The sequence below is a fragment of the Lentzea sp. JNUCC 0626 genome, from assembly GCF_043632865.1.
Lineage (GTDB): Bacteria > Actinomycetota > Actinomycetes > Mycobacteriales > Pseudonocardiaceae > Lentzea.
The window spans coordinates 3,304,132-3,319,871 of record NZ_CP171635.1; the positions used below are offsets into that span (position 1 = coordinate 3,304,132).

At 68.6% G+C, this 15,740-nt stretch carries 10 protein-coding genes; 9 read left to right on the top strand and 1 reads right to left on the bottom strand.

The window, feature by feature from the left end; genetic code table 11:
- Positions 1-97: 97 nt before the first annotated feature.
- From JNUCC0626_RS14410 to JNUCC0626_RS14420, 3 genes are all read left to right on the top strand, one after another.
- Entirely contained in the window at positions 98-1,621 is a 1,524-nt protein-coding gene (locus tag JNUCC0626_RS14410; protein ID WP_394622036.1) for an MDR family MFS transporter, read from the top strand.
- Positions 1,622-1,639: 18 nt separating this feature from the next.
- Positions 1,640-2,125, top strand: a complete 486-nt coding sequence (locus JNUCC0626_RS14415; RefSeq protein WP_394620243.1) for a universal stress protein — start codon at positions 1,640-1,642, stop codon at positions 2,123-2,125.
- A gap of 703 nt (positions 2,126-2,828) precedes the next feature.
- Positions 2,829-4,946: a transglycosylase domain-containing protein gene (locus JNUCC0626_RS14420; protein ID WP_394620244.1), complete on the top strand. Its 2,118-nt coding sequence runs from the start codon at positions 2,829-2,831 to the stop codon at positions 4,944-4,946.
- A gap of 75 nt (positions 4,947-5,021) precedes the next feature.
- On the opposite strand, the gene JNUCC0626_RS14425 is transcribed toward JNUCC0626_RS14420, so the two are convergent.
- On the bottom strand, positions 5,022-7,205 hold the full coding sequence (locus JNUCC0626_RS14425) for a right-handed parallel beta-helix repeat-containing protein (protein ID WP_394620245.1): 2,184 nt from the start codon (positions 7,203-7,205) through the stop codon (positions 5,022-5,024).
- Between the two features lie 188 nt (positions 7,206-7,393).
- Between JNUCC0626_RS14425 and JNUCC0626_RS14430 the strand changes: the two genes are divergently transcribed.
- From JNUCC0626_RS14430 to JNUCC0626_RS14455, 6 genes are all read left to right on the top strand, one after another.
- On the top strand, positions 7,394-8,407 hold the full coding sequence (locus JNUCC0626_RS14430; RefSeq protein ID WP_394620246.1) for a LacI family DNA-binding transcriptional regulator: 1,014 nt from the start codon (positions 7,394-7,396) through the stop codon (positions 8,405-8,407).
- Positions 8,408-8,555: 148 nt separating this feature from the next.
- Positions 8,556-9,638 carry a sugar ABC transporter substrate-binding protein gene (locus tag JNUCC0626_RS14435; protein WP_394620247.1) on the top strand — a complete coding sequence of 361 codons (1,083 nt, stop codon included), beginning with the start codon at positions 8,556-8,558 and terminating at the stop codon, positions 9,636-9,638.
- A 19-nt stretch (positions 9,639-9,657) separates the two neighbouring features.
- Positions 9,658-10,674 (top strand): ABC transporter permease, encoded by a 1,017-nt coding sequence (locus JNUCC0626_RS14440; RefSeq protein ID WP_394620248.1) that lies wholly within the window; start codon positions 9,658-9,660, stop codon positions 10,672-10,674.
- Positions 10,671-11,435 (top strand): ATP-binding cassette domain-containing protein, encoded by a 765-nt coding sequence (locus JNUCC0626_RS14445; protein ID WP_394620249.1) that lies wholly within the window; start codon positions 10,671-10,673, stop codon positions 11,433-11,435. The genes JNUCC0626_RS14440 and JNUCC0626_RS14445 overlap by 4 nt, the downstream gene beginning before the upstream one ends.
- The gene (locus JNUCC0626_RS14450) at positions 11,432-12,577 is read left to right on the top strand and encodes a glycoside hydrolase family 99-like domain-containing protein (protein WP_394620250.1); all 1,146 of its coding nucleotides are present in this window, start codon (positions 11,432-11,434) and stop codon (positions 12,575-12,577) included. Before JNUCC0626_RS14445 ends, JNUCC0626_RS14450 begins: the two co-directional genes overlap by 4 nt.
- 48 nt (positions 12,578-12,625) lie before the next feature.
- The gene (locus tag JNUCC0626_RS14455) at positions 12,626-15,739 is read left to right on the top strand and encodes a discoidin domain-containing protein (protein ID WP_394620251.1); all 3,114 of its coding nucleotides are present in this window, start codon (positions 12,626-12,628) and stop codon (positions 15,737-15,739) included.
- Position 15,740: the final 1 nt, after the last annotated feature.

Below are 15,740 nucleotides of genomic sequence, written 5' to 3' on the forward strand. Positions count from 1 at the left end.
CAGCCTAGCGGGTGTACGTTGCCCATTGCGCAAATTTGCACAACGCGCAAGAATTAGAGGCGACGAAGGGGCGGATGTGAAGATCGAGACTCAGGCGATGGGGCACCGGCAGGTGCTGGAGTCGCTGTCCGGACTGCTGCTCGCGCTGTTCGTGGCCATGGTCAGCTCCACGGTGGTGTCCACCGCGCTGCCGCGGATCATCGGCTCGCTGAACGGCACGCAGACCCAGTACACGTGGGTGGTCACCGCCACCCTGCTCACGGCGACGGCCACCACCCCGATCTGGGGCAAGCTGGCCGACCTGTTCAACAAGAAAACGCTGGTCCAGGCCGCGATCGTGATCTTCGTGATCGGCTCGCTGCTCGCCGGCTTCGCCCAGGACACCGGCCAGCTCATCGCCGCCCGCGCGTTCCAGGGCCTCGGCGTCGGCGGCCTCCAGGCGTTGGTGCAGGTCGTGATCGCCGCGATCATCCCGCCCCGTGAGCGCGGCCGGTACAACGGCTACCTCGGCGCGGTCATGGCCGTCGCGACGGTCGGCGGCCCGCTGCTCGGCGGCCTCATCGTCGACGTGTCGTGGCTCGGCTGGCGCTGGTGCTTCTGGGTGGCCGTGCCGATCGCCGCGCTGGCGTTCGTGGTGCTCCAGGCGACTTTGAAGCTCGAGACCGTGCGCCGGGAGAACGTGAAGATCGACTACCTGGGCGCCGCTCTGATCGCCGCCGGGGTGAGCGTGCTGCTGATCTGGGTGTCGTTCGTCGGCAACTCGTTCGACTGGGTCTCGTGGCAGAGCGGGACCATGGTCGCGGCCGGTCTGGTGCTGTTGGGTGCTGCCATCGCGGTGGAGACGCGGGTCGCCGAACCTGTTGTGCCGCTGCACATCGTCGTTCAGCGCACCCCGGCGCTGGCGATCATCGCTTCGCTGTCCGTGGGCATGGCCATGTTCGGTGGCGCGGTGTTCCTCGGGCAGTACTTCCAGATCGGGCGCGGGTACTCGCCCACCGAGGCCGGGCTTCTGACGATCCCGCTGATGGCGGGTGTGCTGGTGTCGTCCACGGTTTCCGGGCGGTTGATCAGCCGGACCGGTCGGATCAAGCCCTACATCGTCGCGGGCACCATCATCTTGGTGCTCGGGTTCCTCGGACTTGGGTTCGTCGACCACGCCACCGCGTTGTGGATCGTCGGTATTGCCATGGCCGTGGTGGGCATCGGTGTCGGTATGACCATGCAGAACCTCGTGCTGGCCGTGCAGAACAGCGTGCCGTTGAGCGAGCTCGGCGCTGCTTCGGCGACCGTGACGTTCTTCCGTTCGCTGGGCGGCACGATCGGCGTGTCGGTGCTGGGTGCGGTGCTGGCCAACCGGGTGACCGCTGATCTGTCGGCCGCGTTGCACGTGCCGGCCGGGCAGTCGACCGGGAACACGAGCGCGTTGAACTTGTCCGCGCTGCCGCCTCAGGTGCAGACCGTGGTGCACACCGTCTACGGCGACGCCACGGCGCACATCTTCCTGATCTCGGCCGCGGTCGGGGTCGTCGGGATCATCGCGGCGCTGCTGCTCAAGCCGATCACGTTGCGGACCACGATCGATCTCGAGAAGAAGGAAGCAGACTCAGCGGTCGCTCGCTGAATTTCTTGAGGGGGAACCATGAGCGCCGGCGCCTTCAACGCCTTCGAGTCCACCGTGGATCAGTTCGGTCCCGCTCCCCTGCCGTCCGCCCGCACCGTCCTGGTCGGGCTGGACGGCTCGGACACCGCGATGCGGGCAGCCGCGTCGGCGTTCGGGTTCGCCCGGCGGCAGGGGGCTCGGTTGGTGGTCACGTTCGTGGCTTGCCATTCGTCGTTGGCCGCGCTCAGTCCGGCGGTTGCCTCGGTGTTCGAGCACGAGGCCGCGGCGACGTTGTACGCGGAGTTGGTGGAGCAGGTTCGGGTGTTCGCCGACGAGTTGGACGTGCCGGTGACGTTCGTCAAGGCGTTCGGGGACCCGTACACGGTGTTGCGGGAGTCGGCCGATCAGTGTCAGGCCGACATGGTGGTGGTCGGGGCTTCGCAGCAGGCCGGGCACCGGTTCGCCGGGTCGGTGGCGACCCGGTTGATTCGGGCTGGGCACTGGCCGGTGCTCGTCGTGCCGTGAAGCCGGCTGGTCAGCGCGGCTCCGAGGCACCCGCGGATCTTGGTGAGGTCGCGGGGACTCGTGGAGCACGCGCTCGGAAGTCGTCCGGTCATGATCTCGACCTGTCGCGCCGCAGAGGTGGCGTGCGTTCGATCGCCACGACTCCGGGCTTCTCGTCCCGGGCGGCCTGTCGAGTCCTTTCAGGAGCAGAGCACCGCGGAGTCGGCATCGCGGCGCTCATCTCCCAGCGGACCCCAGAGCGATCAGACCCCTTTCAGGCGCAACACATGCTGCGGGAAGTCGCGCCGATCGCCTTCACACGTCGCGGGACCTGAGGCCCCAGCGCTGCGAGCATGATTCTCTCCACGAGCGCTGACCTGGAGTGACGCATGAGATCACAGCCGCAGCAGCCGTTTCGGGTGGTCCGTCACGACGCACGATCCGCAGAGGAGCGGCGGGTAGCTGCGGATCGGGCACTCTGATCAACAACGCGATGGTCGACGCCGTGCCGGCGCGCTGAGCGAGTGCGTGATCTACCCCGGCGAGGGCCACGGCGTACACCACTTCCCTGCCGTGATCGATCAGCTCACGCGCATGCTCCAGTTCCTGCGCAGGCATTGCCGAAAGTCGAAACAGTCGGGCAACGGATGCAACCTGATCGGCCTCCGGCGCGATTTGTACCTGAAAGGGAGTTTCTGGGGTTTTGGTCGGAAGGGGGTGCGGGTTGTTCGCCGCACGCGCGTCAGCTTTGGTCAAGTTGCTGGGGTTGTGCCTGACGGCGGGTGTGCTCCTCGCCGCGATGGTGTTCCCGTTCGTCGGAGGTCTCGGGCTCGCGTCCAACCGCGCGGCCGACACGGTCGATCAGACGTCGGGTGATCTCGCGAAGGGCGAGCTGCCGCTCGTCACCACCATTCAGGACATGGACGGCGCTCCGATCGCCTACCTGTACGACCAGTACCGCATTCCGTTGGAGTCCAAGGGCATCGCGGACACCATGAAGGGTGCGATCCTGGCCATTGAGGACAAGCGGTTCTACGAGCACCGGGGTGTGGACTGGCAGGGCATCGCGCGTGCGGCGGCGAAGGCCGGTGTGGACGGTGGGGCGACGCAGGGCGCGTCGACGCTGACCCAGCAGTACGTGAAGAACTACATGGCGTTCGTGCTCGGTGCCGACAACGAGCAGGAGGCCTGGGAGAAGGCCACCGAGGCCACGATCGGCCGCAAGATGCGCGAGGCGCGCGTCGCGTTGCAGCTCGAGCAGCAGATGAGCAAGGACGAGATCCTCACCGGCTACCTGAACATCGTGCCGCTGGGCAACCAGACGTACGGGGTGGGCGCGGCGGCGAAGGCGTACTTCAACACGACCGCGGACAAGCTGACCGTGCCGCAGGCCGCGTTGCTCGCCGCGATCGCGAACCGGCCGTCGTCGCTGAACCCCGGTGCCTCGCCGGAGAAGGCGTTGGAGCGCCGCAACCTCGTCATCGACAAGATGCGGGAGAACGGCGCGTTCGGCGCGGACGAGAACGAGGCCAGGAAGAAGGCCGACGAGTACAAAGCGTCGCCGATGGGTGTCGTCGAGGACTTGAAGATCCTGCCGAAGGGCTGCGTCGGCGCCGGTGACGGCCCGATCTACGGCTTCTTCTGCTCCTACCTGCTCGACTACCTGCGCGAAGCGGGCATCACCAACAAGCAGCTGCAGCGCGGCGGCCTCACCATCAAGACGACGATGGACCCGAAGGCCACCAAGGCCGCGAAGGACGCCGCCGAGCAGCAGGTCAGCAAGACCCAGGACGGCGTCTCCAACGTCATCTCCGTCGTGCAGCCGGGCAGCGACAAGCACCGCGTGCGCGCGCTGGCCGCCTCCCGCGACTACGGGAACAACGCCGAACTCGGCCAGGTCGCCCGCCCCGTGCCCGCCGAGGTCCTGCCCTTCGGCCCCGGCTCGGTGAACAAGATCTTCACCGCGGCCGCGGCGCTGGAGCGCAAGGTCATCGGCATCGACAAGTCCATGGACGTCCCGAAGGTCCACCACTCCAAGGTCTACCCCAACGGCGGCGCGCCCTGGAAGGTGGAGAACGCGGGCACGTACGGCGAGAAGATGACGCTGACGGACGCCCTGGCGCAGTCACCGAACACCGGCTTCGTCATGCTGCAGGAGAAGGCGGGCCTGAACAACGTCGTGGACATGGCCTACCGCCTCGGCATGCGCAGCACCCTCCAGGGCTCCAACCGCTCCGGTGAGCCCCTCAAGGCGGACAAGTCGAACGGCCCCTCGCAGGGCGACTGGACCAAGCAGAACAACGCGGGCTCCTACACCCTCGGCCCCGGCGCCACCAGCGTCCTCGAACTCGCCAACGTGGCCGCCACCATCGTCTCCAGCGGCACCTGGTGCCCGCCCACCCCGGTCGAACAGGTCCTCGACCGCCACGGCAAGCCCATCCCGCTCAAGGAAGCCCCCTGCGAGCAGGCCGTGGAGCCCGCCCTCGCCGACTCCCTCGCCCAGGGCATGTCGAAGGACACCGCGGCCGGTGGTACCGCCTCCGGCGCGGCCTCGGCCGCGCGCTGGAACCGCCCCGTCATCGGCAAGACCGGCACCACCGAGGAGCACAAGTCCGTCGCCTTCCTGGCCGCGACCCCGCAGTACGCCGGCGCCGCCATGACCTACGCCGACGGCAACAACCCCCAGGTGATCTGCGGCGACCCGATCCGCCTCTGCCCGGGCAGCCGCAACGGCATCTTCGGTGGCCAGGGCGCCGCACCGACCTGGTTCAACGCCATGAAGGTGATCCACGAAGGCCTGCCCGTGCAACAGCTGAAGCCGGCAGCGGCCAAGTACAGGTAGCCGCACGGTCGAGGGGCCGTCGAACGTCGACAGGCGTTCGACGGCCCTTTCGCTTCGAGGAGGCGAGGTGCCCGATCAGACGTAGCTGATGCTCGGCGTCCAACTCACCGCGCCACCCGCGGCGCCGTTCGCGTGCACGACGAACCGGATCACGTCACCGGCGTTCACCGTGGTGGTGACCCGAGAATTGACGCCCTTGCGGTCCCCCGCGGCGATCGTCGCGTAGGGGCCACCGCTCGACGGCCAGATGATCGAGCTGTTCCGCTCGATCAGCACCTGTCCCGCCGTCGCGGAGCCATCGTCCTTCGCAGCCTGCCCGTTGATGCGGACGGTGCCGGACTGCGGCGCGACCCAGGTCCGTGCGACCCACTGACCCGAGCCGACACCCGGGGTGAGGGTGAACGCGTCGACGGACGCGCCGCCGGTGCCGGTCCACCGCGACGGCTGGGCGCTGTAGCCGGGCAGGTCGGTCCAACTGCCCGAACCGCTGTAGCTCTGCCAGCGCCAGCCGTGGTTGCCCTGCGTCGCACCGAAGTGCCAGGCCGCCGGGTACATCGAGCTGACCGCGGCGTTGCCGGTCTGGGTGACGTTGGTCAGGTTCGGGTTCTCGTTGACGTCACTGATGAATCCCGTCGGGCTCACCTGGTGGTCGTTGTGGCGGATCGCGATCTGGGGTCCTGTCGCGTTGGGCGCGTGCACCGCGATGTGACCCGTCTGCCCTTCGGTGCCGCCGCCACCGTTGTTGTAGAACGTGTTGCCTTCCACGACGCCACCGGTGCTGTAGTCGCCGGCGCGACCGAGCTGGAGGAACTCGACGCCCGCGCCCGCGTTGTCCTTGAAGAAGTTGCCGCGCACCAGCGAGTCGCGGACCTTGTACTCGAAGTCGATGCCGGACTGGTCGTGGGAGTCGGTGTCGTTCATGTTCATCACGACGTTGTTCTGGATGACCGAACCGTCCACTTTGGAGACGAAGAAGCAGGTGGTGCCCTGCGGTTCGTAGACGTGACCGCCGCAGTCGATCCAGTTGTTCGCGATCACCGGGTCGAGGGCCGCCTCGACCGCGAGGATCGGGGTCTTGCTGCGGGAGAAGTTGTTGTGGGTGATGTCGACGTCGCGATGCGTGGACGGGGCGGAGTCGGGCAGTCCGTTCACCATCGGGTCGGACATCAGGTAGACACCGGCGGCGTTGGCCACGTGGTTGTCGCGGACCGTCAGGCCCGTCAGCACGCTCTGGCCCGGTGCCTGGAGCGGAGCGCCGCTGGACGCGACCGTGATGGCCGCCGAGTTCTGCAGGTCCGGGAAGTCCGCCTGCCTCGGCTTGGCGTGCATGATGCCGTCGAGGTCGTGCGCCCAGAGGTTGCGGATGTCGAGGCCGTGGTGGCCTGCCGTCGTGTACTGCACGACGAGGCCCATGCCCGCGTTGCGCAGTTCGAGGTCGCGGATGCGCCAGTAGTCCGGGTTCTGCACCACGACCGTGCGGTCCGAGGCCTGGTTCGCGCCCTGGATCACCGGGTTGTTGCCGGTGCCGTACGACCCGAGCGTGATCCAGTTCCCGCTCGTGCCGGACCCGGTCAGGACGAGCGGGCCGCTCCAGACACGGCCGCGCGCCAGCAGGAGCTGGGCGCCGGGAGCGAGTGCGCGGTTCTGCACCGGGCCGAAGTCGCACCACGGCTGTGCCTGCGACGTGCCAGGGCCCGCGTTGGTGCAGTTGCTGCCAGGAGCGTTGTCCACGTATCGGGTGCCGGCCACGGACGACTGCCCGTCGTCGACCGTGAAGAAGTCGATGTCGGTGTAGCGGCCGGAGCCCGAGGTGTCGGACCGCACGGTGACGACGAGGGTGTGCGTGCCGGACGCCAACCCGGCGGCCGAGAACAGGACCTGACGGGTCTGCACGGTGGCCGAGTAGGTGTCGATCATGGTCGTGCCGCCGCAGCTCGCACCGTTGGCGTCGCAGATCTTCACGTCGGCGCGACCGTGGTCGGCGTTGCGACCGCCCGTCAGCACGACGGACGTGCCCGAGAACCGGAACGAGGCGGTGGCGCCGGCGACGTTCGTGTAGTGCGCGTCGCCGAAGGCGTAGCCGGGCGAACCGCTGGACTGCAGCCAGCCGGACGAGTAGGTCACCGCTGCAGAAGAGTTGTTGAACGTGGTGACAGCCGCCGCGGCGGGAACGGCGGCCAGCACCGAGAACGCCAGGGCTCCGGCGGCCACCAGCGCCGTCCGGGCACGCGGGCTTCGAACAGGGATCGGTAACGACATCGCGCTCTCTCTCATCGTCGAGGAGGGACGGTGAACCGGTTCACCTGAAGCCCGGAGAGTGTAAGCACACGAACGGCCGCTTGATAAGCCCCGAGTTCTCGTGAAGATCCAACGCGGAACGAACGCAGTCGCGCAGCCGGTTACACTTCCGAGGTCACAGAGCCCCGCTCACGTCGAGAGAAGACCAGATGACTTCCGCCGCCACCATTCGCGACGTCGCGAGCAGGGCGGGCGTCTCGCTGGGCACGATCTCCAACTACCTCAACGACAACAAGCCGATCGCCGAGCCGACCCGCAGGCGCATCGAGGCCGCGATCGCCGAACTCGGGTTCGTGCCGAACTCCGCGGTGCGGGTCATGCGCGGCGCCCGCAGCCATGTCGTCGCGTTCATCGTCCCGGACAGCGCGAACCCGTTCTTCACCGAGGTGGCGCGCGGTATCGAGGACGTCGCGATCCAGACCGGTCACGTCGTGGTCTCGTGCAACACGCAGGGCGACCGCGCCCGTGAGCAGCACTACGCGAAGGCGCTCACCGAGATGCGGGTGCGCGCGGCGATCGCCGTGCCGTCGGGCACGTCGGACGAACTGCTGCGCACGTTGCGCAAGTCCGGCGTCCAGGTCGTGACGCTGAGCGGCGTGAGCGAGGACGAGGCTTTCTCCAGCGTGTCGATCGACGACCGGCTCGGCGGGGCGTTGGCCATGGACCACGCGCTGGACCTGGGCCACCGCGACATCGTCTACCTCGGCGGGCCCGCCGCCCAGCCGCAGATAAGAGCACGCGTCGAGGGCTGCCGCGACAGCCTCAAGCGGCGCCGGATCAAGGTGTCCTCGCTGCGCAGGGTCGACGCGATCGGCGCCACCCCCGCGCTCCGGTCCGCTGGTGCCGCCCAGGTGCTCGCGCTGTCCCCCCGCCCGACGGCGGTGGTCTGCGCGAACGACCTGCTGGCGCTGGCCATGGAGTCGGAGGCGATCCGCCAGGGCGTGCGGGTGCCGCAGGACCTGACCATCATCGGCTACGACGACATCGACGGCGCGGTCGCCGCACCCATTCCACTCACGACAGTCCACCAGCCGCAGTACGACCTCGGCCGCAGGGCCGCCGAGATCGCTTTCTCCACAACGGACTCACAGCCGGTGCACGAGTGGTTCACCCCCGTGCTCACCGTGCGCGAGTCGTCCGCCGCACCTGCCTCACGCGCCTGATCCGAGCGCTCCTCCCGCAGATCTTTCACGCCTGGGCGCTTGACCGCGCCGCTGTGGCCTGCCTAACATCCGCGCATTCGGTGAACCGGTTCACCGCCCGCTTCCGCTCCACGTACATCCGACCCATCGACGCATCGGAGTACCGCCAATGTCCATCCGCCACAACGCACGTACCGCCATCGGCGCGTTGCTGGCCGTCGCCGCACTCGCCACCGGCGCGTGCAGTTCCGCGACCGGCCCAGCGGCAGTCGACAAGGGCGAGGGGACCTTCTCCGTCGACGAGGTCCGCAAGGCCACGAACGACCGGGTCACCTCACCGCTGTTCGCCGTGCCGAAGAAGCGCGACGGGTACACGTTCGCCTTCCTCAACCCGGGACTGTCCATTCCGACCTTCGTCGAGTGGAAGAACGGGATGAAGGCAGCCGCCGAGTTCTACGGCGGCGTCACGCTCGTCGAGACCGATCTGGCACTCGACTACCCGAAGAGCGCCAGCGCGTTCGAGACGATCGCCGTGCGCAACCCGACGATCGTCGGCACGGGCGCCGGCGCGGGAACCCCCGGCCTCCTCGAAGCCGTGCGCAAGAACAACATGAAGCCGCTGCTCATCGACCAGGAACCCGCCGCCGACAAGTTCGACTGGTTCGGCGTGAACAACGTCGACGTGGGCCGAATCGGTGCGGAGGCCCTGGTCAAGAAGGCCAAGGAGCGCGTCGCCGGCGACTGGGCCGGCGCGGACGTCGTCTACCTCGGCGCCAGTGTCGCGAACTGCCCGCCGTGCGACGCCCGCGTCCGCAAGGGTGGCGAGGTCGTGAAGCAGGAGCTCGGGCTGAAGGACGACAAGCTGCAGTACCTCTCCCCTGCCGACGGTTCGGCCGCGGCCGAGGAGGCGGCCATCACCGATTTCCTCACCGCGCACCCGAACTCGAAGGTCGTCGCGCTGGGCTACGGCGACGGCGGCGCGGTCGGTGCCCTCAACGCGCTCAACAAGGCAGGGCGGCTGAAGGACGGCCTGGTCGTGAGCCTCGGTGGCGACCCGTCCGGCCGGGCGGCGCTGCGCGACCGCGCGATGCGGGACACCTTCGTGGGCGCGGTCGACTTCAACCCGTACGCACAGGGCTGGAACTGGGTCGAGGCGGCGATCGCACTGCAGCAGGGCAAGCCGTTCGAGGCCTACCAGGTCGAGCGGTTCCTCACGTACGACAACGTCAACATGTTGTACCCCAACGACTAACGCGCCAAGGGAACCTCTCATGAGTGTCACCACCGCGACGCAGGCACCACCCGCGCCGCACACCTCGGAGGCCATCGACCGCGCGATGCGCAAGCGACGGCTGCTCAACCTGATGCTCGACTACGGCCTGTACGCCGCGCTCGTCAGCCTGGTCGTCTACTTCTCGATCGCATCGCCGTACTTCCTCAGCACGCGCAACCTGCTCAACATCGCCATGGCGATCGCGGTCACCGGCATCCTCGCCGCCGGCTTCACCGCGGCGCTGATCGCCGGTCAGGTCGACATCTCCATCGGCGCGACCGTCGGCCTGAGCGGTGTCGTGTTCGCGGTGCTGCAGGAACAAGCCGGCCTGCCGTGGTTCGTCGCCGCGCTCGTCTCGATCGCGGTCGGCATGGTCACCGGGATGCTCAGCGGACTGCTGGTCATCCTGGTGTCGATCAACTCGCTTATCGCGACGCTCGCGATGTCGATGCTGATCACCGGGATCGGCCTGATCCTCGCCGAGGGCCAGCCGATCCCGCTCACCGACGGGACACTGGGCTCGATCATCAACGCGCGCCCGCTCGGCATTCCGATACCGGTGATCGTCCTCGCGGTCGTGTTCGCCGTCGGCTGGGTCGTCTTCAACCGCATGCGGCTCGGCTGGCACGTCTACGCCGTCGGCGCGAACCCCAGCGCGGCGCTGCGGGCGGGCATCAACGTCAACCGCATCTGCCTCGGCCTGTTCGTCCTCAGTGGAGGGTTGGCGGCGCTGGGCGGGCTCATCAGCACGGGGCAGGGCGGCAGCGCGTTCCCGGGTTCCGGTGACGCACTGGCGTTCCAGGTGCTCGCGGCCGTGCTGCTGGCGGGCTTCGGGATCAGCGGCGGGGTCGGCAAGTTCGAACGCGCGCTGGTCGGCGTGCTGCTGGTCGGCGTCCTGCTCAACGGACTCGTGCTCATGCAGGTCGAGCCCTACTACCAGTACCTCGCGCGTGGCGTGATCTTCGTGCTCGCGGTCGTGCTGGCGTCCGTTTCGCTGAGGAAGGCGGCCCGATGACCACCCCCGCGCTGTCCGCACGGAACATCTCCAAGACGTTCGGGCACGTCACCGCTCTCAACGACGTGACGTTCGACGCCTACCCCGGCGAGGTGCTCGCGATCGTCGGGGACAACGGCGCCGGCAAGTCGACGCTCATCAAGACGCTGTCCGGGGTGTACGACGTGGACAGCGGCGGCCTCGAGATCGCGGGCGAACCGGTGGAGTTCCGCAAGCCCGCGGACGCCACGAAGGCGGGCATCGCCACTGTGTACCAGGACCTCGCGCTCGTCGACACGCGCGACGTGGCGTCGAACCTGTTCCTGGGCAAGGAGTTCACCAAGGGACTGTTCGTCGACCGCAAGCGGATCTACGCCGAGGCACGGGCCGCGGTGGACAGGTTCTCGCTCAAGCTGCCGTCGGTGAAGGTGAACGTCGGCATGCTCTCGGGCGGGCAGCGGCAGGTCGTCGCCATCGCCCGTGCGCTCGTGCAGGGCGCGAACGTCGTGATCATGGACGAGCCCACGGCGGCGCTCGGGGTCACCGAGTCCGCCAAGGTCATGGAGATCGCCGCACAGCTGCGCGATTCCGGTACCAGCGTGCTCGTCATCAGTCACAACCTCCAGCAGATCTGGCCCGTCGCCGACCGGTTCCTGGTCATGCGACTCGGCCGGGCGGCGGCGATCCGCCGCAAGGAGGACACCTCGATCGACGAACTCGTCAAGCTCATCGTCTACGGCGCCGGGGACGACGCCGTGCAGGAAAGGACCGCCGGCGCGTGACCTCCCGACCCAAGATCCTCGCGTACTACTTCCCCAGCTGGCACAAGGACTCCCGCAACGCCGAGTGGTTCGGCCCCGACTGGGACGAGTGGGAACTGCTCCGGCACGCCACCCCGCGCTTCCCCGGTCACCGCCAGCCCAGGGTGCCCGCGCTGGGGTACCAGGACGACGCCGACCCGGCGACGTTCGACGTCCAGATCCCGCTGGCGACCCAGCACGGCGTGAACGGGTTCATCTTCGACTACTACTGGTACGACGACGGCCCGTTCCTCCAGCGGGCGCTCGACGAGGGCTTCCTGGGCAGCGAGCGCAACACCGACGTCGAGTTCGCGATCATGTGGGCCAACCACGAGCTGACGAACATCTTCCCCGCCGCGGAACGCGACTCGCAGCCGACGCTCAAGCGCGGCGAACTGAACCGCGAGCAGTTCGAGCGGATGACGGACCACGTGATCGAGCACTACTTCGCGCGGCCGAACTACCTGAAGGTGGACGGGAAGCCGTGGTTCTCGCTCTACGAGGTCGGCCGGCTGGTGTCCGGGCTCGGCTCGCTGGAGGCGACCGTCGAAGCGCTCGACAGCTTCCGGGCGAAGACGATCGCGGCAGGTCACCCTGGGCTGCACGTCGACGCCGTGCTGTGGGGGTTCGGCGTGCTGCCCGCCGCGACGCTGCTGCCGGACCCGTTCGACCTGGTCGAACGCCTCGGGTTCCTCTCCGCGTCGTCGTACGTGTGGATCCACCACACCGACTCGGCGCGGTCGGACTTCCCGCGCGGTGACTGGCTCTCCGTCGGCCGTGACGCGTTCGAGGACTACGAGAAGTCGGCGAAGGCACTGGACGTGCCGGTCTACCCGAACGTCTCCGTCGGCTGGGACTCCTCGCCCCGGACGTCGAAGACCGCGGAGTTCAGCAACGGCACCTACCCGTGGGTGCCGGTCTGGGACGGCACGCCGGACGACTTCCGGTGGGGCCTGCACCGCGCCAAGGAGTTCCTCGACGAGCACCCGGTCGACCAGCCGCTGGTCACGGTGAACGCGTGGAACGAGTGGACCGAGGGGGCGGCGCTGCTGCCCGACCGCGACCGCGGACTCGCCTACCTGGAGGCGATCCGCGAGGTGTTCGGCACGGCCGACGAGAACTGAACCTCCGGACGATCAAGGCGGACAACGATGTCAGCTTCCCCGAGAACAGTGTTACGCAGGCACACCGCACTGCTGGTCGCCCTCGGGGTGCTGGCAGCGCTGCTCGTCGCGGTCGCCTCCCCCGCACGGGCGGCCGATCTGACCGTCGAACGCTGGCGCAGCGGTGAGCTCGTCCTCACCGCCACCCAGTCCTACCCCGACCCGCTGACCGGCGTGCAGGTCAACGCCACGTTCGCCGGGCCGGGCGGCACGGTCGTCACCCGGCCCGCGTTCTGGGACGGCGGGAACACCTGGAAGGTCAGGTTCGCGCCGACCAGGACCGGTCTGTGGACCATGACCACCTCGGCGTCCAACACCGCGGACTCCGGGCTGCACAACGTGGTCCGGACGATCGACGCCGTCCCGTACGCCGGCTCGCTGGAGATCTACCAGCGCGGGTTCCTGAAGAAGAGCGCGGACGGGCACCACCTGACCTACGCGGACGGCACGCCGTTCTTCTGGCTCGGCGACACGCACTGGATCATGCCGCACGAGCGGTTCTCCACCTCCAACGCACCGGGCGTCGCGTCGCAGTTCAAGTACACAGTGGACAAACGCGTCGAGCAGGGCTTCACCGTGTTCCAGTCCGAGCCGATCTGGCAGGCGCACGGCGGCACGCACACCGGCCCCGACGAGGAGCCGGTCGCGGACCTGACGAACGGCTTCTCCGCCGCCGACCTGCCCGGTTTCGCCAACCTGGACCGCAAGTTCGCCTACGTCGCGGACAAGGGCCTGGTGCACGCCAACGCCCAGGTCACGTGGGCGAGGGATCCGGCGAACTTCCCCGTGTTCACCGACGCGTTCATGGCCGCGATGGCGCGCTACTGGGTCGCGCGGTTCGGCGCGTACCCGGCGGTGTGGACGCTCGCGCAGGAGATCGACAAGAACCACTACAACACCTACAACAGCACCACGCTGTCGAAGTGGTTCGCCGTCGGGGACACGCTCGCGGCCACCGACTCCTACCAGCACCCGATCATGCCGCACCAGGAGCACACCGGGTCGACCAACGTGCCGGACTCGACCTTCAAGGACAGGTCCTGGCACACGGGCTTCGCCGCCCAGATCATCGACAAGGGCAACTGGAACAAGACCGTCGCGAAACGCTACTGGGACGTCTCGCCCGCCAAACCCGCGCTCGCGTACGAGACCTCGTACGAGGACCTGGTGTACAGCGCGGACCACAACATGGCGCTCTCGGCCGGGTACAAGTCGTTCCAGCTCGGCTACTTCGGGTACGGATTCGGCGTGAACGGCGTCTGGAACGACATCTACTCCGCGCCCGGCCAGCCGCTCGACGCCGGCACCGAGTACCTGCTCGACCAGGACGGCTACTCGTGGTGGTACGACGGCGCCAACACCCCCACCGGACCGCGCCTGACTCACTTCCGCGACTTCTACCGGTCCTTCGAGTGGTGGCTGCAGACGCCGCGCTTCGACGACGCGGCCTGGGGCACCGTCGGCGCCGGCGGCTACCTGTCGTCCAAGGGCAACGACAACTACGTGGTGCTCTTCGCCAACGGCAGCACCGAATCCGGCGTCCTGCGGCAGATGGACGACAACGCCCACTACCGCGCCGTGTGGTTCGACCCGCGCACCGGCACCTACCAGACGATCGGCAACACGATCACGTCCAACGGCGGCGCGTGGACCGTCCCGCCCAAGCCGGGTGAGTCGGACTGGGTCCTGCGCGTCACGAAGCAGGGCGCACGGGCCTCGGTGACCGGCGCCCCCACCGCGTCGCTCGCGGCACCCGATCTGCACGGCTCGGCCCAGGTCCGGCTGACGGCCGAAGCGGGCAGCACGATCCGCTACACGGTGGACGGGTCGGCACCGACCGCGTCGAGCACCGTCTACACCGGACCGATCACCATCGCGGGCACCACGGCCGTGACAGTGAGGGCGCAGGCCACGTCGACCGGACGAGCGGCGAGCCCGGTCATGACCGAGACCTACCCGGCGCGGCGCGGACTCACCCAGGGCGCCACCTACAGCGCCAGTTCCCAGTGGGACGCGAACCAGGGCGCCGCGAAGGCGTTCGACGGCGATGCGGGCACGAACTGGCAGGCCTGCAACGGGTGCTGGTCCGGGCAGTGGCTGGAGGCGAACTTCGGCGGCAACCGGACGGTCAGCCAGGTGACCCTGGCCGAGTACGGGGACCGCACCACCGGCTTCCGGATCGAGCAGTGGAACGGCAGCGCCTGGGCCACCGCCCACACCGGCACGACGATCGGCCGTTCCAGGGTGATCTCGTTCCCGGCCGTCACGACCAGCAGGCTGAGGCTGTTCTTCACCTCGGGCACCGCGAACGCGCCGATCATCTACGAGTTCGGCGCCTTCGACCCGCCCGCCAACCTCGCCCGCGCCGCGACGATGGCCGCCAGTTCGACCTACGACGGCAACCAGACCGCGGCCAAGGCGGGCGACGGCGACCTGACGACCAACTGGCAGGCCTGCGGCGGCTGCGCCGGACCGCAGTGGCTGGAAGCGAACTTCGGCGCTCCCAGGACCTTCGACCAGGTCACGGTGTCCGAGTACGGCAGCCGCACCAGGACGTTCCGGGTCGAGTACTGGAACGGCACCGGCTGGTCTGCCGCGTACACCGGGAACGCCCCGTTCGGTGAGTTCCGGGCGGTCCACTTCCCCGCGGTCACCGCGACCAGCGTGCGCGTCGTCTTCCTGACGTGGGAGGGCACCGCGCCGATCGTCTACGAACTGGGCGTGCGGTCGACGCTCGCTCCCACCCTCACCGCCGGCGCGTCGTTCAGCGCCAGCTCGACCTACGCGGCGGGACAGGAGGCCGCGCGGGCGTTCGACGGGTCGCTCGCCACGAACTGGCAGGCGGCGAACGGCCGGTACCGCGGCGAGTGGCTCCAGGCGGACTTCGGGGTGAACCGGACGTTCTCCAAGGTCACGCTCTCCGAGTACGGCGCCCGCACCTCGGGGTTCCGGATCGAGTACTGGACCGGCTCGTCCTGGCAGATCGCGTTCACCGGCTCCACACCGATCGACCAGCACCGGGAGATCTCCTTCCCGGCGGTGACCGGCTCCCGGGTCCGCGTCCACTTCACGTCGCGCACCCTGATCCAGCCGATCGTCTACGAGTTCGGCGTGCACGCCTGAC

Excerpts from the sequence above, each read along its gene's own strand:
- JNUCC0626_RS14410 (WP_394622036.1), top strand. The coding sequence starts at position 98 with ATGGGGCACCGGCAGGTGCTGGAGTCGCTGTCCGGACTGCTGCTCGCG.
- JNUCC0626_RS14415 (WP_394620243.1), top strand. The coding sequence starts at position 1,640 with ATGAGCGCCGGCGCCTTCAACGCCTTCGAGTCCACCGTGGATCAGTTC.
- JNUCC0626_RS14425 (WP_394620245.1), bottom strand. The coding sequence starts at position 7,205 with ATGTCGTTACCGATCCCTGTTCGAAGCCCGCGTGCCCGGACGGCGCTG.
- JNUCC0626_RS14430 (WP_394620246.1), top strand. The coding sequence starts at position 7,394 with ATGACTTCCGCCGCCACCATTCGCGACGTCGCGAGCAGGGCGGGCGTC.
- JNUCC0626_RS14435 (WP_394620247.1), top strand. The coding sequence starts at position 8,556 with ATGTCCATCCGCCACAACGCACGTACCGCCATCGGCGCGTTGCTGGCC.
- JNUCC0626_RS14440 (WP_394620248.1), top strand. The coding sequence starts at position 9,658 with ATGAGTGTCACCACCGCGACGCAGGCACCACCCGCGCCGCACACCTCG.
- JNUCC0626_RS14445 (WP_394620249.1), top strand. The coding sequence starts at position 10,671 with ATGACCACCCCCGCGCTGTCCGCACGGAACATCTCCAAGACGTTCGGG.